The 23,470-nt window shown below is 38.9% G+C and carries 18 protein-coding genes; 7 read left to right on the top strand and 11 right to left on the bottom strand.

What is annotated here, in order from left to right:
* Positions 1-163: 163 nt before the first annotated feature.
* From OQX63_RS20680 to OQX63_RS20665, 4 genes are all read right to left on the bottom strand, one after another.
* On the bottom strand, positions 164-1,138 hold the full coding sequence (locus OQX63_RS20680; protein WP_265852705.1) for a M28 family peptidase: 975 nt from the start codon (positions 1,136-1,138) through the stop codon (positions 164-166).
* 369 nt (positions 1,139-1,507) lie between these two features.
* The gene (smc, locus tag OQX63_RS20675; protein WP_265852704.1) at positions 1,508-5,047 is read right to left on the bottom strand and encodes a chromosome segregation protein SMC; all 3,540 of its coding nucleotides are present in this window, start codon (positions 5,045-5,047) and stop codon (positions 1,508-1,510) included.
* A 470-nt stretch (positions 5,048-5,517) separates the two neighbouring features.
* Positions 5,518-7,821, bottom strand: coding sequence for an ATP-dependent helicase (locus OQX63_RS20670; RefSeq protein WP_265852739.1), 2,304 nt, complete (start codon positions 7,819-7,821; stop codon positions 5,518-5,520).
* A gap of 276 nt (positions 7,822-8,097) precedes the next feature.
* Complete coding sequence (locus OQX63_RS20665) at positions 8,098-8,328, bottom strand: hypothetical protein (RefSeq protein WP_265852703.1); 231 nt, start codon at positions 8,326-8,328, stop codon at positions 8,098-8,100.
* Between the two features lie 222 nt (positions 8,329-8,550).
* On the opposite strand from OQX63_RS20665, the gene OQX63_RS20660 reads away from it, so the two are divergent.
* Entirely contained in the window at positions 8,551-8,874 is a 324-nt protein-coding gene (locus OQX63_RS20660) for a DUF493 family protein (protein ID WP_265852702.1), read from the top strand.
* 319 nt (positions 8,875-9,193) lie between these two features.
* On the opposite strand, the gene OQX63_RS20655 is transcribed toward OQX63_RS20660, so the two are convergent.
* Entirely contained in the window at positions 9,194-9,547 is a 354-nt protein-coding gene (locus tag OQX63_RS20655; RefSeq protein WP_265852701.1) for a winged helix-turn-helix transcriptional regulator, read from the bottom strand.
* Between the two features lie 81 nt (positions 9,548-9,628).
* Here OQX63_RS20655 and OQX63_RS20650 point away from each other — a divergent pair, with 81 nt between their 5' ends.
* A complete protein-coding gene (locus OQX63_RS20650; protein ID WP_265852700.1) occupies positions 9,629-10,513 on the top strand; it encodes an NmrA family NAD(P)-binding protein in 885 nt (294 codons plus the stop codon).
* A 46-nt stretch (positions 10,514-10,559) separates the two neighbouring features.
* Here OQX63_RS20650 and OQX63_RS20645 read toward each other — a convergent pair whose 3' ends face one another.
* From OQX63_RS20645 to OQX63_RS20630, 4 genes are read right to left on the bottom strand one after another with little or no spacing between them, the layout of a single operon-like run.
* Positions 10,560-10,925: a nuclear transport factor 2 family protein gene (locus OQX63_RS20645; RefSeq protein ID WP_265852699.1), complete on the bottom strand. Its 366-nt coding sequence runs from the start codon at positions 10,923-10,925 to the stop codon at positions 10,560-10,562.
* 26 nt (positions 10,926-10,951) lie between these two features.
* A complete protein-coding gene (locus tag OQX63_RS20640; protein ID WP_265852698.1) occupies positions 10,952-12,457 on the bottom strand; it encodes a PH domain-containing protein in 1,506 nt (501 codons plus the stop codon).
* Positions 12,450-13,001 (bottom strand): PH domain-containing protein, encoded by a 552-nt coding sequence (locus OQX63_RS20635; protein WP_265852697.1) that lies wholly within the window; start codon positions 12,999-13,001, stop codon positions 12,450-12,452. The genes OQX63_RS20640 and OQX63_RS20635 overlap by 8 nt, the downstream gene beginning before the upstream one ends.
* A gap of 55 nt (positions 13,002-13,056) precedes the next feature.
* Positions 13,057-14,034 carry an SGNH/GDSL hydrolase family protein gene (locus OQX63_RS20630; protein WP_265852696.1) on the bottom strand — a complete coding sequence of 326 codons (978 nt, stop codon included), beginning with the start codon at positions 14,032-14,034 and terminating at the stop codon, positions 13,057-13,059.
* Positions 14,035-14,309: 275 nt separating this feature from the next.
* Here OQX63_RS20630 and OQX63_RS20625 point away from each other — a divergent pair, with 275 nt between their 5' ends.
* From OQX63_RS20625 to OQX63_RS20615, 3 genes are all read left to right on the top strand, one after another.
* Entirely contained in the window at positions 14,310-15,680 is a 1,371-nt protein-coding gene (locus OQX63_RS20625) for a dipeptidase (protein ID WP_265852695.1), read from the top strand.
* A gap of 557 nt (positions 15,681-16,237) precedes the next feature.
* Complete coding sequence (locus OQX63_RS20620) at positions 16,238-16,702, top strand: hypothetical protein (RefSeq protein ID WP_265852694.1); 465 nt, start codon at positions 16,238-16,240, stop codon at positions 16,700-16,702.
* Positions 16,703-16,750: 48 nt separating this feature from the next.
* A complete protein-coding gene (locus OQX63_RS20615) occupies positions 16,751-17,731 on the top strand; it encodes a glycoside hydrolase family 43 protein (protein ID WP_265852693.1) in 981 nt (326 codons plus the stop codon).
* A gap of 55 nt (positions 17,732-17,786) precedes the next feature.
* Here the strand turns inward: OQX63_RS20615 and OQX63_RS20610 are convergent, their stop codons facing one another.
* Complete coding sequence (locus OQX63_RS20610) at positions 17,787-19,013, bottom strand: MFS transporter (protein WP_265852692.1); 1,227 nt, start codon at positions 19,011-19,013, stop codon at positions 17,787-17,789.
* 1,654 nt (positions 19,014-20,667) lie between these two features.
* Here OQX63_RS20610 and OQX63_RS20605 point away from each other — a divergent pair.
* On the top strand, positions 20,668-20,967 hold the full coding sequence (locus OQX63_RS20605) for a hypothetical protein (RefSeq protein WP_265852691.1): 300 nt from the start codon (positions 20,668-20,670) through the stop codon (positions 20,965-20,967).
* Positions 20,968-21,120: 153 nt separating this feature from the next.
* On the opposite strand, the gene OQX63_RS20600 is transcribed toward OQX63_RS20605, so the two are convergent.
* Positions 21,121-21,867: a hypothetical protein gene (locus OQX63_RS20600; protein WP_265852690.1), complete on the bottom strand. Its 747-nt coding sequence runs from the start codon at positions 21,865-21,867 to the stop codon at positions 21,121-21,123.
* Between the two features lie 343 nt (positions 21,868-22,210).
* On the opposite strand from OQX63_RS20600, the gene OQX63_RS20595 reads away from it, so the two are divergent.
* Positions 22,211-23,470 carry a DNA cytosine methyltransferase gene (locus tag OQX63_RS20595; protein WP_265852689.1) on the top strand — a complete coding sequence of 420 codons (1,260 nt, stop codon included), beginning with the start codon at positions 22,211-22,213 and terminating at the stop codon, positions 23,468-23,470.

The following is a 23,470-nucleotide window of genomic DNA, read 5'->3' as shown; positions in this document are numbered from 1 at the left end:
TTTGGTTAATTGAAGTTACCACTATAAAAATAGTTTGCAAACTATTTTTATAGTTTTTTTTCAATTATCTGATATACAGTATAATAATTTTAATTTTAAATTTTAAAAAGCAAAAAAAACCTGCCAGATAGGGGCAGGTTTTCAATTTATATCTAAGCTTTGGTTAAAATCTTTCTGATTTTCTTGGATTGTCCATCATAATCATTTTATCTTTTAACAGCTGTTGTAAGCCAGTTTGTTCGTCGATATTTTTTACAACATCCAATACAGCACTTGCTGCATTACTAAAGAATTGCTTCGTGATAGTGGAATATTCGTCGCTGGCTTTATGGTAATCTTTGTGATCTTCTACACCAAAGTATAAGAACGGGATATTTTTTGCATTAAATGCGCCCTGATCGCTTTGGTTAGTCCAGTCATCATGACCTAGTTTGGGATCGTCGTGACCAAAAAGCAATTTGATATTGGTTTTAGTCGTATCTATATATTTTTTTAAATCTGGATATTTAAATGTTCCGCATACGTACAGTTCACCTTTATCACTATGGCTGATCATATCCATGTTTAGATCAATGGCGATCGTATTAATTGGCACAGGTGGATTGCCTACAAATGCCTTGGCGCCTTGTAAACCCATTTCTTCTGCATCAAAAGAAGCAAAAATGATGGTGTTGTTGGGTTTGTTCTTAGCAAAATAAGCAGCGATTTTTAATAATCCGGCAGTGCCCGATGCATTGTCATCAGCACCATTATAAACTTCGTCATTAATTACTCCCAAATGATCGTAGTGTGCCGAAACCACGATTACATTGGTTCCCTTGCCTGGAATGTAGCCAATAATATTGGTTCCGTTTACTTTTACACTATTTCTGTTGTTAAACGAAAATTCCTGTGCGTAGTTTACATGCTGAGGATAAGATTTTAGTCCTAATTTTTGAAATCTTTCTATAATATAGGCTCTGGCCATTTCTGCCCCCTTTGTACCTGTTTTACGGCCCTGATAAGCATCTGATGATAATACTTCAACATCTTTTAATAATTGGGCATCTAACTTGCCAGAAGCAGTATTATTTTGATTTTTTACTGATGAACAGCAGCTGAGCATCATGGCTAAGGGTAGGATATATAGGATTTTCATTATTATCTGTATAAGTTAGGGTCGTCATCTCGATCCGATAGCTATCGGATGGAGCATTGCGTAATGGAGAGATCTGTTGATATAGATTTCTCGACTGCGTTGCACTTCGCTCGAAAGGACGATTAATCGCTTAAATTTTCCTAAAGATATTAATTATTAGGATATAGAAAGGAAAATGCTGTTTGCCTTACTGTATTGCGTTTCTAAACCTGATGGTAACGGCAGCTTCCAACATAAAGTTGGGACTATATTACAGTAGGACTGTGGACTACCAAAGGCTGTTGCTTTCATTTTCGAATTGGAAAAAATGTAAATAAAAGATTGCTTCGTCGGCTGAAAAAGCCTCCTCGCAATGACGAAAATACCGAGTTACGCCGCTACCTCCCTCAAATCTACGGCTACCACCCTCGAAACGCCTTGTTCTACCATGGTAACGCCATAAATAATATCAGTACTGGCGATGGTACGTTTATTATGTGATACGATGATAAATTGCGACTGATCAGAAAATTTGCGGATAATATTATTGAATTTATCGATGTTGGTATCATCCAAAGGGGCATCAACCTCATCAAAAATACAGAAAGGCGCAGGTTTTAAGAGGTAAAGTGAAAACAGCAGGGCAGTAGCTGTTAAAGTTTTTTCTCCACCGGATAACTGATTGATGGATAAAGGTCTTTTACCTTTCGGTCGGGCAACAATATCAATGTCGGCTTCTAAAGGGTTATTAATATCGGACAAAATGAGATCGCAGCTATCTTCTTCGTTAAACAAAGAACGGAAAACCACGATAAAATGCTCACGGGCCTGCGTAAAAGCCTGCATAAATTTATCTTTAGCCGTATCATCAATTTCTTTTATGGTTTGTAGAAGATCAGTTTTGGCCGCATTTAGATCCTTTTTCTGGTTTTGGATAAAAGTATAACGCTCTTCCATTTCTTTAAAGGCCTCCATGGCCATAGAGTTGATGGCGCCAAATTCGTCCAACTGGCGTTTCATTTTTTCTACTTTCTGTCTGATTTCAAATTCACTTTCCAGCGCTTCAACCTCGGTATCGGTTTCTAAAAGATCGTTAATATCAATGTTGAATTCTACTGCCAAACGCTCTTTTAAAGCATTCAGGTCGATTTTTAAAGCATTCTTTTTATCCTTAATTTCAGTTAAAAGGAAATCGGTTTCTTCGCGGTTTTTACGGATGTTGGTTAAATCGGTTTCTATCTGATTAATATCGCTCTTAATTTCGAAATACTCTTTTTCAGCTTCGGCAAGCCCTTTTTCCATCTCTTCGCGTTGCTGATACATCTCTAAAAGGGTATCGTCGCTCAAATCGGTGTGTTGCAAAGTTGCCGTTATTTGCACCAGTGTTTCCTGTAATTCTTTATCATTTTGGGCAATACGCTTATTTAAGGCTTCTTCCTGTACAAAACGGTAATCTAAATCTTTTTCCAGGCCCGATAACTTATTTTGTTGTTGATGGAAACGGATATTGTCCTGGTTGTACTTGCCTGCGCTTTCGTTTACCTGGTCGGCAATTTCCTGATAATTAAGTTGCTGCTCCTGCAAATTAACATGTGCTTCCTGCTGATCTTTTTGTAATTGAACCAGTGCAGGTAACTTCTCAGATAAGGTTTTTTCTATGGATACTATTTTTTGCGCAATATCTGTTTTTCGGTTTTCGCTGGTTGTAATAAATTCCTGATACTGATCGCGACGTGTTTGTACAGAAATATGCTCGTTATTTAAACGGTTCATTTCTTGCTGCAAAGCATTGATCTGATTGATTCTAGAGGCCTCTTTAAGGTTGAAAATCTGATCGGTTTCTGTTTTAATGGCTTCGCTGTACTTATTGATCAGCGATTCTGAGGCTTTAATTTCTTTTGCCAGATTTTCTAAATTCTTAGCGCGACCAATCCTTTTACCTTCAAACAAACCTACCGATCCACCCGCCAAAGTGAATCTCGTTTGCGCATATTTTCCATTTTTAGCTAAAATGGTTAAACCGTCGGTTGGTGTTGTTTTAAACAGATTTTCTTGTTCGTTTACAGCGATATAGACATTTTGCAGAAGCAAATTGCAGAGGTGCTGGTATTTTTTATCGACTTCTACCACTGATAAAGCCGGTATCAATCCTTCGTGATTACCGAGAACAGGATTCTTATCAGGAACATTTTCTAAAATGAAAAAGTTTGCCCTTCCGCGACTGGCATCGGTTAACAGGTTAATCGCCTGAACGGCATCTGTATATTGATCAACCACATAATGGTTCATTACCGGTTCGAGGTAATTTTCTATCGCGATGCGGTAATCTTCGTTACAAAATAAAATATCAGAAAGGAGTAAGGCACTTTTGGCAAAAGCATTGTTTTTCTTTAAAAAACGGATCGATTCTGGAAAGCCTTCTAAACTATCAACGAGCGATTTAGTAAGGTTATATTCATTTTGCTTGGCATCTTTTTTACGGTTTTCGGCCGTAAGTTTTTCCTTGTTCGAACTCAGGTTAATTTCGGATGCAGCCAGTTTTTCTTTTAAAAGTTCTTCAGCTTCTGTCAGGTTTTTAATATTGGCCTGCTTCTCCCTTACCTGGATATCAAGTTCGGCCAAAGCATGATCGAAAGCCTTTAATTCTAATGTTTTGGTTTCGGTATCATCTACATTGCGGTTGCTTTCCTGCACCAGCGCATCTTTCTGGATATTCAGGATATCAATTTCTTTTTGCGATTGGTATACTTGGTTTTGTAGGTCGTTAACAGATTTGATCAGGTTGTCAATCCTGTTTTTCTCGGTCTGTTGTTGCTCCCTTAAAGTATCAAGTGTAGATTTCAGTAGCTTTAAATCAGATTCTAATCGGTTAAAAACCTCTGTTTCTGTTAAAACTTCTTCATTCAAACGTTTGATGTTGTATTTAATGTGGTTAACCTGGTTTTTATCTTTTTCGAGTTCACCGGATAAACGGGTTTCTTTTTCCTGTAAAAAGCGCATCTGCTCGTTCTTTACTTTTTTCTCACTTTCGTAAGCGCGGATTTTAGAAACAAATTCATTTGTAGCCTTTTGTTGTACGGAAAGGTTCTTTTCCTGACTGATACTGCCTAATTTAAGTTTTTGCAGCTGGGCTTCACCGGTATCTATTTTGGTGCTCAGCTCCGTACGGTTTAACATTTGTTGCTGCTCCTGGCTTTCGAGCGCGCTTAAATCGGTACGAAAAAAGGCAATGCGGTGCGTGGCCAGTTGTACACTCAACTCGCGGTATTGTTCCTTTAATTTATAATAACGTTCTGCTTTACGCGCCTGGTTTTCTAAAGTCTTGAGATTTTTTTCGATCTCGAAGAGCAAATCCTCTACACGTTCTAAATCCGCTTCGGTATCTTTTAATTTGCTGAAAGTCTGTCGCTTACGTAGTTTGTATTTAGAGATGCCCGACGCCTCTTCAAACAGCGACCTCCGGCTATGTTCTTTGTTGGTGATAATCTCGTCAACCATTTTCAGCTCAATAATCGAATAGCTGTCAGAGCCGATCCCGGTATCCAGAAAAAGGTCGGTAATATCTTTTAACCTGCACTGCACATCATTTAATCGGTATTCGCTATCGCCGTTGCGGTACAATTTACGCGTTACCGTAACCTGCGAGTAGGCAGTAGGAAGGATGTTTTTGGTATTATCAAAGCTTAATGAAACCTCGGCAAGTTGTGCCTGTTTACGGTTTTTTGTTCCATTGAAAATAATGTTTTCCATCTTTTCCGAACGTAATGCTTTTGTACTCTGCTCGCCCAAAACCCAGCGCATGGCATCAATTACATTCGATTTCCCACAACCATTAGGACCAACGATAGCGGTAACACCCTCATTAAAGTTGATGGTCACTTTATCGCCAAAGCTCTTAAAACCTTTAATTTCTAACCTGGTAAGTTGCATGGTTTGTAATCGGGAGAACCGAACCCAATATTAAGGATTATTTTGTGGTTTTTCAACTTTTTAACCATGGTGTTTTTAACCGTAAAGAGGGCATAAAAAAAGCGCAGAGTGCATAGCGCTGTGAGCAATTTTTAAAAGCGATTGTCTTGCTGATCCGATAGTTAGTTGTCGGATTTGAACCAGCATCTGATTAAGTGTTTATCCATAAAAGGGGGGGCATCAAAAAGATTTATACTGGCTTACCAAGCAAATTATATTTTGATAGTTCGTCATTCCCAATTTAATTGGGAATCCTAATGCTATTGCAGAGTGCTTTAAGATTCCCGCATGCGCGAGAATGACGACCACTCGAATGATTCTGTCAATGGCAATCTGTTGACTATCTATTAAAGGTCCTGAAACGAGTTTCGGATGAAGAATCTTATTGTTTCAGCGGCTCTGAGCGTATGCGGCTAAATTGAAATCTGTGTTTATTTTACAATCATCAATTTTGCAAACTTAAGCAGCAGCTGTTTATTGCCCAAACCCTGGAAAAATACCGTGGCTTTTACATCTGGTAAAGTACCTTCTAAACTGATAATTTTTCCGAAACCGAATTTTTCGTGTTCCACTTCCATCCCACCTTGAAATTCTTGTGGTTGTGATGGCGTAAACCCAGGTGTTGGCACGTGTGCTTTTGCCAGTAATGAAGTTGTTTTCGGACGTGCAGGCGGGGCAGAAGTAGTTGCGCCGGCTGCAGGTTTTGGCTTGCTCATAAAATCGCGTGGTTGCGAAGTCCACGATTTACGATCACTGTCAAAACTACCTTCAAAACTGTTTGATTTGGCGGGTTTAACATCCAATTCTAAAAATTTCGGATTAATTTCGTTAATGAAACGGCTTGGTTCGCAGTTGGTTAAGGTACCCCAGCGATAGCGGGAAGTGGCATAAGTGATGGTCAGTTTTACTTCTGCACGTGTAATGGCCACATAAAACAAACGGCGCTCTTCTTCTAAATCGGTTCGGTTAGTTAACGACATTTGCGATGGGAACAGGTTTTCTTCCAATCCCACAATAAACACGTTCTTAAACTCCAAACCTTTGGCCGAGTGGATCGTCATCAAAGAAACCGTATCCTTATTTTTATCACCGTCCTTATCATCGTTGGTTAAAAGTGCAACATCCTGCATAAAAATATCAAGGCCTTTTTCCTCAATATCTTCACGTTCGGCAAATTCCTTAATACCGTTTAATAATTCCTGGATATTTTCGTAACGTGCACGGCCTTCAACACTGTCATCAGTATATAGTTCTTTTAAAATACCTGCATGTTGAGCAATAAATAAAGCTGTATCATAAGCATCTAGCTTTTTCGCCTCTGCCTGAAAGCTTTGCACCATCAAGGCAAAATCATTCAATTGATTGGCTAAACGTCCATCTACGTATTCGTGTGCATTCGAAATTACATCCCACATGGTTTTTCCATGCTGGTCTGCCGCAACAATAATTTTATCAATAGAAGTGTCGCCAATACCACGTTTAGGATAATTAATTACGCGTTTTATTGCCTCTTCATCCTTCGGATTAAACGTTAAACGGAAATACGCAATTAAATCTTTAATCTCTTTGCGTTGGTAAAACGACTGACCGCCATATATTCTGTAAGGAATATTTAATTTTCGTAACCCTTCCTCCATTGCCCTGCTTTGTGCATTGGTACGGTACAAAATCGCAAAATCATTGTGCTGATATCCTTTTGTGCTGCGTTCCTGAATAATGGCTTCAGCAACCAATTTACCTTCTTCGTTATCGGTAAATGCACGCGAAACTTTAATTCTATCGCCTTCTGCATTTTCAGAAAATACATTCTTTTCGAGTTGGTTTTTATTGTTGGCAATGATACTGCTCGCTGCATCAACAATATTTTGGGTAGAACGGTAATTCTGTTCTAATTTGTAAACCTTTAAATCAGGATAATCACGTTCGAAATTTAGAATGTTCTGGATATTTGCACCACGGAACGCATAAATACTTTGTGCATCATCACCCACCACGCAAATGTTCTGATAAGCAGCAGCCAGTTTTTTTACAATCGTATACTGTGAAAAGTTAGTATCCTGGTACTCATCCACCATTAAGTACCTGAATTTTTGCTGGTATTTATTTAAAACATCCGGATGTTCTTTCAACAGTATATTGGTTTTGAACAATAAATCGTCAAAATCCATTGCACCGGCCCTGAAACAGCGTTTGGCATAGGTTTCGTAAATCTGGCCAATTAATGGGCGTTTATTCTGGATATCTTCGGCCTGGATCTGGTCATTAGCTTGATATTCGCCCCATGAAATGAGGTTATTTTTAGCCGATGAAATTCTATTGAAAACGAAGTTTGCTGCATATAATTTATCATCCAGCTGCATTTCTTTCAAAATTGCACGGATTACACTTTTACTATCGTCGGTATCGTAAATGGTAAAATTGCTCGGATAGCCAATCTTCTCGGCCTCTACCCGTAAAATTTTTGCAAAAACAGAGTGAAAAGTGCCCATCCAAATGTTTTTAGCCTCCGCACCAACTACCTTGCTGATACGCTCGCGCATATCTTTACTCGCCTTGTTGGTAAAGGTTAAAACCAGAATGTTAAATGGATCGGTACCGGTTTGGATCAGGTGGGCTACACGAAATGTAATTACCCTGGTTTTGCCCGAACCTGCACCTGCAACAATCATTACCGGTCCTTTTGTGTTTTCTACTGCTGCTCTTTGTTGTGGGTTTAATCCTGCTAAATAATCCAAATCGGCTCCTGTTTTTTTGAGGTTCAAAAATAACAATTCTCGGGGCTTTTTGCCAAAGTTGTTGGTAATTAGTTGTAAATCCATTGGCTCGTGCAAAGCATTCGTCATGCTGAACTTATTTTATTAGCTATTCTTATTGTTTTTAGGTCTTATAGCTACTTGGTGGTCAGAATCTTTCCTTTATTGGGTATGGTTGAATAATATAAAAAGATCCTGAGATTAAATTTGGGTATGAATTCCCCTTTAGGAAATTTAGGGGAAAGCCAAACCTGTATTTCATAGGGTTGTGTAGCCCTTTGCTTTGCTCGTACGCCTGCAGGCCTTACGCACCAGGCCGGTATCCGCTTCGCCAAGGTTTATTTTACTCGTTTCAGAATCTATCCGGTATTGGCTTATATGGCCCTTATCTATCTTATATGGTAAAATGCCCTTGTTTTTATTTGGGGCTAATATAGCTATGGTAAATCTGCCCTTTTGGTTTTTAGAAAAGGCAAACCTGTATCTCATGGCATTCTGCAGCCCTTTGCTTTGCTCATACGCCTGCAGGCCTTACGCACCAGGCGGGTATCCGCTTCGCCAAGGTTTATTTAAATTGAGTTTGTGCTGCTATTGAGGGTTTAAAACCCTCAGCTTTCACGCAAAATGGCGGGATTTTGAGTTGAATAAATACAGTATGCTGTCAGAATTACACACTGATGTTTTAGGTATAGAATTTGATATAATCTGATAATGGAAGAGAAAAAAACAAATAAGGATATTGAATTTACCGATATCCCAGAAGGGGCTAGCCAAGATATTTATGTGAATTTGAAAGAGAAATTGGAAAGCGTTGAAAAATTTCCGGGTGTTTACCATTTTAAATTCATCATTACCGGCGGTTTAGATAAAATACAGGAGTTACGTGCCATTTTACCTAACGATGAGTTTATGGAGCAGCCTTCAAAAACGGGGAAATATGTTTCCATTACGGTAAAAAAGCCTGTGCAAAATGCGGATGAGGTGATTGCTATTTACAAGCAGGCAGGAAACATCAAAGGAATTATGATCCTTTAGGCCATTTCGATGTATAGATGCGTTTTTCATTTTCAAGGTCGCCGTTTGCAGCTACGCTGTTAGTAAACCTGATGGCAGCGGCAGCCCCGAAGCATGAGGATTACAGTGAACAGCAGGACTGCAGCTTCCGATGAAAAACCATCCTTTCATTTCCAATCAATAAAAGATATTATATCGCCTAATGATCAACTACACATAAAGCCATCATGCTAAACTTGTTTCATGATCTACCGTGTATTGGCTTATATGTACCTTATGTGTCTTAAATGGTAATATGAACCAAATTTTTACTCAAACCCTTATTTTGTCTATAATGAGGTTAAACAGAGCCATTTTTAACGGCCCAATCTACCATTGAATCCAATACCTGAAAAAGATCCTGCCCTGATTTGGTGAGACTGTAAGTCACTACGGGCGGAATAACCGCTTGTGCATCACGGTGAACCAGGTCGTCATTTTGCAACTGCTTTAAGTGTTGTATCAGCATTTTTTCTGTAATCTGTGGTATAGCGCGTTTTAATTCGCTGTAGCGTTTTGGCCCGCTCATTAAATGATAAATAATAATCGGTTTCCAATAACCACCAATTTTTTCCATTACAAAAGTAACGGGGCAGCTGGTTAACGCTACGCCTTTGTTAAAATTACGGGTCGAACTTTCTTTAATGGCTGTCATAGTTACATACTTTGGGGTAAGTACTTGTATAAAAGTAAGCACAAATATAGCTTTGTATTCAATATTTAAAAACAAAAAATCATGAAAATAACATTAACAGGCTCAACCGGTAATATTACAAAACCGCTGGCCAAAATATTGGTGGCCAAAGGCCATGAAGTAAAAGTGATTAGCAGCAATGCCGATAGAGCCGAAGAAATTAAAGCCCTGGGCGCAATACCTTTAATTGGCAGTGTAGATGATACAGAATTTTTAACAAATGCTTTCGAAGGGGCTGATGCCATTTACACCATGGTTCCGCCAAATTTTGCAGCACCAAAATTTAGGGAATATATAAAAGGTATCGGCGAAAATTATGCTGCTGCCATAAAAAAATCAGGGGTTAACAAAGTAGTAAATTTAAGCAGTGTAGGCGCAGATCTGCCTGATGGAACCGGTCCGATTGCCGGCTTGCATGATGTAGAAAATATTTTTGCCGAATTAAATGGGGTTGATGTAAAACATTTACGTGCAGGTTATTTCTATATTAACTTTTTAGCCAACATTGATATGGTTAAACATGCAGATATACTGGGTTCTAATTTTGGTCCTGATTCCAGACTTGTTTTGGTACATCCTGTTGATATTGCAGCGACAGCTGCAGAAGTCTTGGAAAGTAATTTTACGGGTAAAACCATCCAATATGTTGCCGGTGATGATGAAAGTACTCCGGCTGATGTTGCAAAAGTATTAGGTACTGCGGTGGGCAAACCAGCATTACCATGGATTGAATTTAGCGATGAAGAGGCCTTAAACGGAATGGTAGGAGCAGGATTACCTGAAGAAATAGCCAAAAACTATGTAGAAATGGGCGATGCGATCAGGAGCAATAAACTTTTTGTAGATTATTATAAAAACAGGCCTGTTTTAGGTAAGGTTAAACTTAAAGATTTTGCCAAAGAGTTTGCTGCGGCATACCATGATTAATTGAATTATAGCAGCTGCTTGGATTTAAACCTGGCAGCTGTTATTTTTATATGGCCACACAACTTCCGGCAATTACTTTCCATTCTTGATCAAACACCTTCCAGACTCTTAAATATCTGAAAATACCTTCGATGGATTGCGAATTATATACTGCCTTTAGTTCAATTTTCACACTAACAACCGCTGTATCATTAATCAGATTAATTTGCTGCTCAGCGGGGATAATAGAATTTACAGCCATCTTTCCGGATGTATAAGTTTCCATATCCATCGCCTTTGTTATGGTTACACCGTTGGGCAGGTTAAAAAGTAAATCTTCATGCAAAAGCTCATTCAAGTCTTCTACATCACCAGTTTGTATGGCCGCTAATAATCTATTTTCAAGTAAAATGATCTTTTCTATGGTATTCATCACAATTATTTTATTTCTTTAAAAACTTACATCCAATTCTCGTTTGTACTTTCTACCTGGTAGAGCCAATAATTCACGAGTCTCTTAATTTCGGTATAATTACCATATTTGAAGTGAATCTGACCTGCGGCGGTATGTAAAGTGAGGTGGCCAACATCCACTCCTTTATGCCAAGGGTATTGAAAGGTAGTAATGGCCTGAATTTTATTAGGCATTACAATTTCATTAGCAATGTCCCAGATGCCGCTGGTTTTGATAATGAAATCCTGACTTACAGAAATCCGGTGCCGGCGGTAGCTGATATAGATCATTAAAACGCCTAAAATTAAGTATGCGATTGCAATGCCTGTATAAGGTTTCACTTCTGGGATATTAAAAGCCATGATCAAAAAAATTGAAACTGGCACAATCAGTTTAAAGAAAATGGGGAGATTTAAAAAACGCCAGTCGGGAATAAAGGTTTTTTCCTTTAATGGTACTTTGCCCAATATCATTTTGAGCAATTCATCACGTTCGCCAGCATTACACCCCGGAATTTCTAAGGTGTTTCCCTGCATTTCGTGCCCCTTCTTGCTTTGACCAAAATGAGCCTGCTTTAAACTCATATTCAGCATGTTCAGTTTTTTCTGAAAGTAATTCTGGCTGTATTTTGTAATCTGTACTTTATTTGGACTGATCAAAGTATTTTTCTTCGCAATTAATCCCGAAGAGAGCAAAAGTGTATTTTTATGCTCACTGATTTCCAGCTCGAAATACTTATAAAAGGTTCTAACCAGATTAACAATCAGCAATACAATTAAAAGGCATGCAATTAAAATGAAAACCGTAACAATGGTTAGCATACCTGTTACTGTGCTCTGAATTTGATCTTTGTTAATTTTAAATGCATCGAGTAATTGCCTGCCCTCATAAATAACGGTATAAAAAAAAGCAACAATTAAAGCTAAACTTTGCCCATAGTTAGAGGTTAATCCAACTTTAAACAATGTCCAGGAACTTATTTTTAAAAATGGTGCTTCTGCTGTCTTTTCGTTCTCAACTTCAATTTTCCCTTCTGTTGCAGTTATGGTTTCGCTGTTTAACAGATGCTCTTTAAGGATATAGGCCGAAGTTTCCTCGATGGCTTTTATACTTACTTCTTCTCCATGCGCACCGGCAGTATCGATTTTTAATCCATAAACTCCGATAATTTTCTGCAAAATATTCTGATTAATGTTAACCTGCTGTATTTTATCGAGTTGAATAATGACCTGATCGCGATTGAAAATTCCTTTATTGACCACAAATTCCTGCTTTTCTTTATCTAAAAAGAATGTGAATTTTAAGTACCATAAATACGCAAATATGAAACTGAATACGATTATTGCAGAAATACCTAACATCAGGAAAGTGAAAGAAGTACCCGACATCTTTACGAAAGCAATAACGAATAAGAAAAAAGTCGCCTTGCCAATTTTCAGCATTGTATGCGCACCCATAATGATGATACCAAAGGCAGATTCGCGCTGCGGTTTACTAAAATCGTTATTCATTAGGATTCAGTTCTGTTGGGTTTTCAAGCTGCTCTAATTTATTCAACAGTAAATCTCTAATACGCTTTGCCTCGTCTATGGCAATACCCGAAATGTGGATATGCCCGGTTTGGCCACCCGCGGTAAATAGCTGTAACGATCCCAATTGGTATATTCTGGAAAAAAGACCTTCGTTCAGCTCAATATGCTGAATCCTGTTTAAAGGAACAATTGTAGTCGATTCAGCAATAATCCCACTCTTGTAAATTACATCGTGTGTACGGATCGCATAACCCCGTTTCTTAAAACTCACTCTAAAAAGTAAAAAGAAGCTGGTTAACAGTATTATATAAACTGGAATGATCCATTTAGCATTTGGTTTTACCTCATCAACAAAGAATAGAAGAATACCCATTGTTATTCCTAGTAAGCCAAAAAAGATTAACAAGTTAATACAAATGATTTTCCAATAATCCCGATGTGGCCGGCTTAACTGGATATTTTCGTAGTTCGGAAGAAGATCCAGATTTATAACTTCATTGGTGAAAGTGGTCTCCGTGTGCATATTTAAAGGTATAAAACATATTCATCTAAGAGTAGACTCCTATTTAAATCTTTTGTTACCTCGCCACAATAAACTTTTTGGTGGTGTTGTATTGGCCAGAATCAGAAGAAATTTTGAAGAAATAAATGCCGGGAACAAAAGTAGAGGTATTGACTTCCAATGTGTGTTTTCCTACGTTCAGGTATTCATTTACCACTGTTTTCACCAACCGGCCCATTAAATCGTAAATCTGTACGTTAATTTTATCCGTTTCAGGCAAAACGACATCGATAAACGTTTGCATGGCTGCAGGATTCGGGTAATTCTGCGTAACGGTAAACTTCAGGAATTTATCAAAAATTGCCTTATTAATAGTGTCGAAAATAACATAACTGATCAATCTGTAACCGCGTGCATTTGGATGAAACGGATCCTGATAAAGCGAAAAATCACGTCTCATCGCCGCATTTACATCAGCCAGGTATATTTTATATTCTGTTGCTAATTTTCTGTATGCTGCATTCAGGGTCCTGATGTTCGTATTTACAGCAACATAACTTTTAATGGTTCTGTCATCAACAAACTGTAGCGTGCACAAGATAGGAACTAATTTTTGTTTAAGGCTAGTCGTAATTAAAGACCGCATATTGGCCACTGTTTCGGCTATACTTCCTTTGCCTGTAGATATCGCAAGCGCATCATTAATACCCATATCAATTACGATAAAACCTGTTCTATTGGCTATAGCGTTGTCTATTCTGAGTAATCCCTGGAAAGTAGTCTGGCCACCAATACCATGATTGGTAATATCTACTATTTTGTTGGTGTAACAATTTATAAAATTGTTCTGGAGCATGGTCTGGAAACCAATACCTTTTACGCCCTCTACAGTACTGGCGCCAAAAGTTACAATATTGATACTGTCTTTTGAATAATATTGAGCTGCTTCCGGGCAACTTACCCGGGTAGGAGGGGGAGTTCCTTGTGCGAACGAAGGGATACGGATAACAATAAGTAGCAGCAGAGATAGAAATACTTTCGTGCTAAACTTCATTGTTAAGATTCTTTCGTACAGGATTTAAAGGATATTTGGCGCAATTTACAAAAAAGTAAATATAAATAATATTGTACTATTCTTTTTTACAAACATAAAACGATTTGTATGGTTTAGAAGACGGTTTTTGAATTTAACATAATCGATTGATTTTAGATTCAAAATCGGCAGCCATCTGGTAAAAAGCTAAGTTTTATGGCTGCCTGGACGATAATTTAATCGTTTACTGTGCCTTTTATCTGGTAAAGCCTATATTTGCCCAAACTAATTTTGTTATGCAAGAGATTAAAAAATACGTAGAAACGCACAAACAACGTTTTTTAGATGAATTGTTTGAATTATTGCGTTTTCCATCGGTTAGTGCCGATCCTAAATATAAAGGTGATGTTTTAAAAACTGCCGATTATGTAGCACAAAAATTAAAGGATGCAGGAGCTGATCACGTAGAAATCTGTCCAACAGCCGGATACCCTATTGTTTATGGCGAGAAAATTATCGATGCTGCTTTACCAACTGTTTTAATATATGGCCACTATGATGTTCAGCCTGCTGATCCCTTAGAACTTTGGCATACTCCACCTTTCGAGCCAACCGTACGCGATGGCAAAATTTACGCCCGCGGCGCCTGCGATGATAAAGGCCAGTTTTACATGCATGTAAAAGCTTTCGAATTAATGATGCAAACCAATACCTTGGCTTGCAATGTTAAATTCATGATTGAAGGTGAAGAAGAAGTGGGTTCTGCCAATCTGGGTATTTTTGTAAATGAAAACAAAGATCGATTGAAAGCCGATGTCGTTTTAATTTCTGATACCTCGATGATCAGCATGGAGCACCCTTCTATCGAAACCGGTTTACGTGGTTTGGCTTATATGGAAGTTGAAGTAGTGGGACCGAACCGCGATTTGCACTCTGGTGTTTATGGTGGTGCAGTGGCTAATCCGGCAACTATTCTATGTAAAATGATTGCTTCTTTACATGATGAAAATAACCATATTACCATTCCTGCTTTTTACGATAAAGTGGTAGAATTATCAGATGAAGAGAAAAAAGCATTAAATGCTGCACCGTATGACGAAGCAGAATACAAAAAAGATCTTGATATTGAAGAAGTTTGGGGCGAAAAAGGTTACTCTACTTTAGAGCGTACCGGTACACGGCCAACTTTAGAAGTAAACGGAATCTGGAGCGGTTATATTGGCGAAGGTGCCAAAACCGTGTTGCCAAGTAAAGCCAATGCCAAAATTTCGATGCGTTTGGTGCCTAACCAAAGCTCAGAAGAAATTGCCGAAATCTTTACTAAACATTTCGAAAGCATTGCACCTAAAAATGTAAAGGTAAAAGTTACGCCGCACCATGGTGGCGAACCAGTGGTAACCCCAACTGATAGTATAGCTTATCAAGCTGCTGAAAAAGCCATTGAAGATAGTTTCGGTAAAACTGCTATTCCAACCCGTGGCGGAGGCAGTATCCCTATTGTAGCCTTGTTTGAGGATGTATTGGGTATTAAATCGGTACTTTTTGGCTTCGGTTTAGATAGCGATGCGCTACACTCGCCGAATGAGAAGTATGATATTTACAACTATTATAAAGGAATAGAAACTTTGCCGCTATTCCATAAATATTTCGCTGAATTGAGTAAATAGGAAGTCTTATTTGTCAGTCTGAGCGGAGTCGAAGACCAATCCCTGCCTATTTTTATAAGCAGGGATTTTTTTTGCCATTTTTTGAAAATGAACGTTCTGTTTTTCGTAGGTGCTTTCGTCCCGCCATTCGCTTAAATTTTTTTACCCTACTGTCATGCTGAGGTACGAAGCATCTTTTTCATCGCTTGCAGATGCTTCGTGCCTCAGCATGACAGCTCAATTTGACGGTAGTGCAACAAAGGTATTTTCGTTATTGTGGGGTTTATTTCAGAAACGGACACTGATAAGTTAAATAAACGATTTCTAAATTAATAGTATTACCAGCCGTGCCACCTAAACCTGACCGTAGTGAAAAACCCGCAGGCCGAAGCATGAGGGCGAGGATTTGGAACGAAGGGCAGGACTGCTTTAACTGAATTGCTACAGGTTTTGCTTTCCAAAACAACTAAATAATTTTAACTTTTATGGTTAGTTTGAGCCTATTCCGTGTGTCAGTCTGAGCGGAGTCGAAGACCAATCCTTGCCTATCTTTATAAACAGGTTTTTTTTGCCATTTTATGAAAACGAACGATCTGTGTTTCATAGGTGCTGTAGTCCCGCCATCGCTCATAGTCCTCATTTCGCTGCGCTCCATTCCGGGCTATTTAGCTTTGTCGGGTTTATTTAACGGTGGCCTGTTTTCCAGAGCAAAGCCTGTTCCTGGCATTTGCTTTAAAACGTTAATAATATTGGTATCCCTGCCACATAAACCCGATCTTAGTGGATGCTCCCGATTCTTCATCGGAGCAGGAACGGGAGTGGGGCTGCCGAACCCGATAGGTACTGTAATTGCTTTCCTAAAACATTATAAACTGGAAGCTCAGCATTCTTTGCGTCTTTTCTTAGCGCACTTTGCGGTTAAACCACCCTTTATGGCCAAACTCAGTTTTCTCTGTGTCTCGTCTCAGTTTTCTCCGTGGTTAAAACAATATGCGCCCAACTTTGCGTTCTTTGCGCCTTATCTTCGCGCACTTTGCGATTAAACCGATCACCAAATTTTAAAACCACATATTTTTTTCTAAATTGTACCCATGAAATATTTATTCTCATCTCTTTTATTTGTATTCGCGCTCGCTTCTTTTGCGCAGGATACTAAAACGATTAAGCAATCTGGAAATCCAATATTTCCGGGATGGTATGCAGACCCTGAAGCCGCTGTGTTTAACAATAAATACTGGGTTTACCCAACTTACTCTGCAAAGTATAAAGAACAGGTTTTTTTGGATGCTTTTTCTTCTGATGACCTGGTAAAATGGAAAAAACACCCTCATGTTTTAGATACTGCCGCGGTGAAGTGGGCCAATAAAGCCATGTGGGCACCGGCCATTGTTCAAAAAGATAAAAAATACTATTTATTTTTCGGCGCTAACGATATACAGAGCGACAATGAGGTGGGCGGAATCGGTGTAGCGGTAGCCGATAAACCAGAAGGGCCGTATAAGGATCATTTGGGCAAACCTTTGGTAGATAAATTTCATAATGGTGCACAACCGATTGATCAGTTTGTTTTTAAAGATAAAGACGGACAGTATTATCTAATTTATGGCGGATGGAAACACTGTAATATTGCCAAACTGAATAAAGATTTTACCGGCTTTTTGCCTTTTGATGATGGTAAGATTTTTAAAGAAATTACACCTGATAATTACGTGGAAGGGCCGTATATGTTCATCAGAAATGGTAAATATTATTTCATGTGGAGTGAGGGCGGTTGGACCGGACCTGATTATTCTGTAGCCTACGCGGTAAGCGATTCGCCATTTGGTCCGTTTAAAAGGGTAGGTAAAATTTTACAGCAAGATGCAACAATTGCAAGAGGAGCAGGGCACCACTCTTTAATCATCAATGAGAAAAAGAATAAATACTACATTGTTTACCACCGCAGGCCATTAACCGAAACGGATGGCAACCATCGCGAAACCTGTATCGATGAAATGAAATTTGATGCAGATGGAATGATTTTACCGGTAAAAATTACTAAGGAAGGCGTTAAGGCACAGAAATTTAAATAGCCGTAATTTCAATTGTCAGTTTGTAGTTTACAGTTAGCAGATGGTTAACTGTAAACTAATCTGTTTCCAATACCGTTTGTTGCTGGCGTTTATCTATCACGCTAAAACCATAGGCACAAAGCAATAAAATACAGGCCAACCCAAACCAGAGCCAATTGTAACCCAGGTGTTTGGCGATATAAAAACCAGCCAGTGGGCCAACCACTTGTGCGCAAGACCAGCTTAAAGTATAACCCGCTGCATATAAACCCCGGTTGTGTTCATTGCTTCTGCTAATTACAACGGTATTGATAAATGGCAGTACAAACATTTCGCCAACCGTAAAGGTTACAATGGTTAACACAGCCGATATCACGTGAAAAATAATCGGTGCACTTAACACCAGGTAAGATACTGCAAAGAAAATTGAACCAATAATGATGAAAAATATGGGAGATCTTTTCTTTTCAATCTTATTGATCATAATCATTTCGAAAAGGGCGATGATGGCGCCATTTAAGCCGATAATAATTCCGATGGCAAATTCATTAATATGCCATTCCTCTTTAAAAAATACGGGTACCACCCTGAACATTAAAAAAGCGCAGGTAATAAAAAGGGTAGTTAAGAGGATAAATTTTACATAAAAGGCATCTTCCCAGGGTTTTAAAATCACCATGGTGCTGCGGCTTTCTTTTGCTTTTTTGATAAAATCCTGCACTTTAGGGAGTAACAACAAAATCGAAAGTCCGACGAGGATACTCACCGAACCTTCTACTATAAACAAAAGCTTGTAGTTAATGGATGCTATGATCCCTGCCATGCTAATCCCGGCAGACCAACCAATATTTACTGCCAGCCGGTTAAGTGAATAGGAGCGGGTAATGGTCCCTTCTGCTGCATAATGCGCCACAGCCGTGAAATTGGCGGGCCGGAAAGCTTCAGAAAAAAAGCTGATCACCACAGCCAGCACACATAGGGTAGAAAAATGGCTAATGGTAGAAAATAAGATAAACAACAATCCGCCAATAATGGAGGAGAGAATTTGTACCGGCCTGAAGCCGATGATGTCTGTTAGTTTCCCGCCGGTTGCAGAACCTAAAATAGAGCCCACACCAAATAAGGTAATGATTAAGCCCGCATCCATTTCAGACCGATGCAAGCTTTGGGTAACGTATAAACCCATAAACGGAACCGCCATGCTGCCACAACGGTTAAACATCATTACGATACTTAACAGCCAGGTTTCTTTGCTTAATCCGCTGAATGATGTTTTGTAAGTGTTGAAGATAAGTTTGAACATGGTGGGTTTAGATGGGGTAAAAATACCAAAAGCCAGCTGTTATTTAATCATTTTAATTCAATTCTTTCACTTGGTCTTGCCTTATTATTTGCTGTCATCCTGAGGGCAGCGAAGTATCTTTTAACTGAAAGATTTGCTTCGCAGAGCCTACGGGTTCTTCACTACGTTCAGAATGAAAATTAAAGGTTTTCTTGCCCTAGCTCCGGCTTGCCTCGGTTCACCGCCACCGAAGGGCTCTTTCTTTTCTCTTGATAGAAAAGAAACAAAAGATCAAGGCTTGGATCTGATGTTGGATAAATTCGTCAAAGCTTTCAGGTCGTCAGCACAAGCCCCGATGAAGGATCGGGGAGGGCGTGCTGCCTCTGGGCAGTGGTAGGTTGAAAGGAGGTGCAAAAGCTTTAACGTTTTCTCCTTCCATCATATCCTAGGCCGGGCAGCAGGATGCAGATCGCATGGAGTAGAGGGGGGTTCTTCTTTTGCTGTCATCCTGAGCGCAGCGAAGGATCTTTTGATCTAAAGATTTGCTTCGCAGAGCCTACGGGTTCTTCACTTCGTTCAGAATGACAATTAAAAGTTTTTCCCTTTCGCCAAGCCTTGCCTCGGTTCGCCGCCACCGAAGGGCTCTTACTTTTGGCTTGATCCAAAAGTAACAAAAAATCAAGGCTTGCATCCTTCCTTGTAAAAAGCTACGGAAATCTTGATAGCGGCAGCATCGAGGCTCTTATCCTTACTTATCCCATCGCTCCCGCTTTGATCCTGCCTTGGGCTGTGAGGTATGAGGGGAACTGCAAAGATTTCCGTGCTTTTTCCGGCGGAAATCTGCCAGGCCGGATAGCAGGGAGCTGATAGCGTAATGTTAAAGATAGTTTCTTACACGGTAGTTATTTCACCAATAAATCCGTCATTGCGAGGAGGCTTTTTCAGCCGACGAAGCAATCTTTATAGCAGGGATTATTAGCGTGAAAGATTGCTTCGTCGTTCCTCCTCGCAATGACGATTTTTTTTGCGGAGTATAGTAATGTAGGGATGAAGGATGTTATAATTACCGTTATTTAGACTGTAGTGCCTGCCCGTAAAGGCAGGGAGAAATCTTTGAACTGTCTTTAAGCTACATTGCAGTTAACATCATTATGCCTTTTGTTGGCAGCTTTATGCTTATCGATGACATCATGATGAAAGCAGTTAACAACATTATACTTGCAGTTGATAGGTTTATACCCCACCGCTCCCGCTTTGATCCTGCCTTGGGCTGTGGGGTTATGAGGAGGAACTGCAAAGATTTCCGTGCTTTTTCCGGCGGAAATCTGCCAGGCCGGGTAGCAGGGTGCAGATAGCATGTTGTATAGGATAGTTTCTAACACGGTAGTTATTTCACCAATAAATCCGTCATTGCGAGGAGGCTTTTTCAGCCGACGAAGCAATCTTTATAGCAGGGATTATTAGCGTGAAAGATTGCTTCGTCGTTCCTCCTCGCAATGACGATTTTTTTTGAGGAGTATAGTAATGTAGGGGCGAATGATCTTGTAATTACCGTTATTTAGGCTGTAGTGCCTGACCGTAAAGGCAGGGAGAAGTCTTTGAACTGTCTTTAAGCTACATTGCAGTTAACATCATTATGCCTTTTGTTGGCAGCTTTATGCTTACCGATGACATCATGATGAAAGCAGTTAACAGCACTATCAACGCAGTTAATAATATTATACTTGCAGTTGATAGGTTTATACTTGCTGATGGCAGCATTGTTAGCGCACCTAATAGTTCTGAACTTGCAGTTAACCGTTCTATCGGCGCAGTTAACAACATTATACTTGCGGCTGGCAGGTTTATGTTTGCAGTTGATAGTTTTATAGGAGCAGTTAACAACATTAAATTTGCCGTTGACAGATTTACGCTTGCAGTTGATGGTTTTACCAGCGCAGTTCAAAACTTTATCGGAGAGGTAGGTTATTTTTAGCTGGCAGTTAACCGTTTTTAGTTTGCAGTGAATAATATGATAACTGCAGTTAACCCTTTGCAGGGTGCCCTTTAAATAAAAACAGCAACCGATTTTATTTCTGTTGCTGTTTTAAGAAGTATGTAGGGTTGGGATGATTTTTTTCATTACAGGCTAAATTTTTATCGTTTTAAACGCAATGCCCGAAATTTGTTTGTACTGCGGTGTACTTACACCAAATAACGATTTGCTATAATTCTTGGCATCTAAAGCGAGTGCCACTATACCTGTGTTAGCATCGTATAGAATTTTATTGCGGTTAAGCCTAAGGGTACTCAACTCGGATGTTTTGGTTACCACATCGCGGTTTTTCTGCAATAAATCGTTATATAAGGTGGTAAGGGTAGCCTGTTGCAACTCTACTTCATTGGGTGCATAGTTGGGGATGGTAGCCAACAGCTTGATCTGTTTATCGAAGGTATCGAGCTGGCTATCGAAACTTTGTTGCGAGGCCGATACTTGGTTAACAACGGTGCCGCTTGCGGCCAGTTTCTGTTTTTCTTCGTCGGTTAACTTTACTGATGCCCTCTGGCCCTGAATTTTGCGGTTGTTGGTAATGGCATTATCAATTACCTGTTGCGGTACATCGCTCGCTTTTATTGCATTTACTATGCGGGTGCTCAGCTTTTTTAAAGGCTGAAAAGCCAGATTGCGCAGGGCCACGGCGTTGCTGTTTTTTGCGGCAGCATCGTGAACCTGCTCGTTAATGGTTTTTGCCGCGGCAGCTTTTTCGGTTAAGCTGCTTAACTGGATGTTTACATTGCTGGGATTGTAAGCGGCGCCATAGCCGGTTAAATAAGCAATAAGGGTTTCGAAATTGGCTACGTTTTTGGCGTGGCCGGTCTCATTCGTTTTAGACATAACTTGTAGTTTAAAAAAGTAAATAAAATAGATTAATTGGCATTAAGTTAATATTATTTTCTTTACAACTAAAAGGAGTAGGGGGATTTTTTTTTTGGATAGTTATGGCGTGTCGATTAAACGTACACATTCCTGTAATGCTGGATCCTAGACAAAAAGTCTATACTCAATTGCTACATAAGTGGGATATAAGTATAAAGAGTTTTCGAAAGTTTTTTGGTTTTAATCCTCAAATTAATATTTACGGAAAATTATTTTACTTAAGTGTCTCTAAATCAAATTAATATTTATTTGATTTTTATAGTATAAAAGTATACCTTAACAAGGAGTTACGCTCACTTGTATGAATAATAAAAATTTTAACTATATAGACCTTTTTGCTGGAGCTGGTGGACTTTCAGAGGGCTTTAAAAGATCAGGTTTCGAAGCAATTGCTCATGTCGAAATGGATAAAGCCGCATGCTATACTTTAAAAACCAGGATTGCGTACTATCACTTGAAAGAAAATAACAGAATTAAAGATTATATAGCTTATCTAGAAGGCAAAATTACCAGAGAAGAATTGTACTCATTAATCCCTAGTAAGATCCTTGATACTGTTATCAATTTACCTATAGGTTTAGAGAACAATGAGACAATTTTCTCAAAATTAGATAAACATTCTTCAGGTAGAGAAATAGACCTCATCGTAGGTGGTCCACCTTGTCAAGCATATTCGTTAGCGGGTAGATCTAGATCGAAAGATAAAATGGTTGCAGATCCTAGGAACTATCTTTTTTTACAATATGCTAATTACTTGCAGAAATACAACCCTAAAATGTTTGTATTTGAGAATGTTCTTGGTTTAAAATCTGCGAACGAAGGTCGTTATTTTAAAACAATGGTCACATTGTTTAGTAATCTTGGATATGAGATAGCTGACTTTATACTTGAAGCAGATAAACATGGGGTTTTGCAAAAAAGAAAAAGAATAATTTTAATTGGACATAAAAGACATTTAAAATTAAATGTACCCGATTTTGAATCTTTTGAAATTAAAGCCAAGGTCAGTGATATTTTTGCCGATTTACCATCTTTAAATGCAGGTGAAGGTGTAAATAAATATGCCAGCTATAAATGTGATGGAAATCCATATGTCTATGATGCTAAGTTAAGAAATGGCATAGAAGTTTTAACCCAACATGTATGTAGGCCAAATACTAAACAAGATAAAGAAATTTATAAAATTGCTGTCGAACTATGGTTGAATAAAAATGAAAGGTTGCAGTATGATAATCTACCTGATAACCTTAAGACTCATAAAAATAGAACAACCTTTTGCGATAGGTTTAAAGTTGTTGCACCGGAATTAGAAAGCTCACAAACAGTTGTCGCGCATATTGCTAAAGATGGCCATTACTACATTCATCCTGACATTCATCAAAATAGATCAATTAGTGTTAGAGAAGCTGCCAGATTACAATCATTTCCTGATGATTTTTATTTTGAAGGAGTTAAAGAAGGAACAAGTAGAACTGCCGCGTTTAAACAAATCGGAAACGCAGTGCCCCCTTTAATGGCTGAGAGAATAGCGATATATATTAAAAGACTACTTCAAGCATAA

The sequence above is a fragment of the Pedobacter sp. PF22-3 genome (assembly GCF_026239555.1).
In the GTDB taxonomy this organism is placed as follows: Bacteria; Bacteroidota; Bacteroidia; order Sphingobacteriales; family Sphingobacteriaceae; genus Pedobacter.
Note: the sequence above shows the minus strand (reverse complement) of the source record. Positions and strands in the feature narration are given on the sequence as shown.

Bases quoted from the DNA above. Each gene is read 5' to 3' on its own strand.
- OQX63_RS20680 (WP_265852705.1), bottom strand. From the start codon at position 1,138: ATGAAAATCCTATATATCCTACCCTTAGCCATGATGCTCAGCTGCTGT.
- smc (WP_265852704.1), bottom strand. From the start codon at position 5,047: ATGCAACTTACCAGGTTAGAAATTAAAGGTTTTAAGAGCTTTGGCGAT.
- OQX63_RS20665 (WP_265852703.1), bottom strand. From the start codon at position 8,328: ATGAGATACAGGTTTGCCTTTTCTAAAAACCAAAAGGGCAGATTTACC.
- OQX63_RS20660 (WP_265852702.1), top strand. From the start codon at position 8,551: ATGGAAGAGAAAAAAACAAATAAGGATATTGAATTTACCGATATCCCA.
- OQX63_RS20655 (WP_265852701.1), bottom strand. From the start codon at position 9,547: ATGACAGCCATTAAAGAAAGTTCGACCCGTAATTTTAACAAAGGCGTA.
- OQX63_RS20650 (WP_265852700.1), top strand. From the start codon at position 9,629: ATGAAAATAACATTAACAGGCTCAACCGGTAATATTACAAAACCGCTG.
- OQX63_RS20645 (WP_265852699.1), bottom strand. From the start codon at position 10,925: ATGAATACCATAGAAAAGATCATTTTACTTGAAAATAGATTATTAGCG.
- OQX63_RS20640 (WP_265852698.1), bottom strand. From the start codon at position 12,457: ATGAATAACGATTTTAGTAAACCGCAGCGCGAATCTGCCTTTGGTATC.
- OQX63_RS20635 (WP_265852697.1), bottom strand. From the start codon at position 13,001: ATGCACACGGAGACCACTTTCACCAATGAAGTTATAAATCTGGATCTT.
- OQX63_RS20630 (WP_265852696.1), bottom strand. From the start codon at position 14,034: ATGAAGTTTAGCACGAAAGTATTTCTATCTCTGCTGCTACTTATTGTT.
- OQX63_RS20625 (WP_265852695.1), top strand. From the start codon at position 14,310: ATGCAAGAGATTAAAAAATACGTAGAAACGCACAAACAACGTTTTTTA.
- OQX63_RS20620 (WP_265852694.1), top strand. From the start codon at position 16,238: ATGAAAACGAACGATCTGTGTTTCATAGGTGCTGTAGTCCCGCCATCG.
- OQX63_RS20615 (WP_265852693.1), top strand. From the start codon at position 16,751: ATGAAATATTTATTCTCATCTCTTTTATTTGTATTCGCGCTCGCTTCT.
- OQX63_RS20610 (WP_265852692.1), bottom strand. From the start codon at position 19,013: ATGTTCAAACTTATCTTCAACACTTACAAAACATCATTCAGCGGATTA.
- OQX63_RS20605 (WP_265852691.1), top strand. From the start codon at position 20,668: ATGATGAAAGCAGTTAACAGCACTATCAACGCAGTTAATAATATTATA.
- OQX63_RS20600 (WP_265852690.1), bottom strand. From the start codon at position 21,867: ATGTCTAAAACGAATGAGACCGGCCACGCCAAAAACGTAGCCAATTTC.
- OQX63_RS20595 (WP_265852689.1), top strand. From the start codon at position 22,211: ATGAATAATAAAAATTTTAACTATATAGACCTTTTTGCTGGAGCTGGT.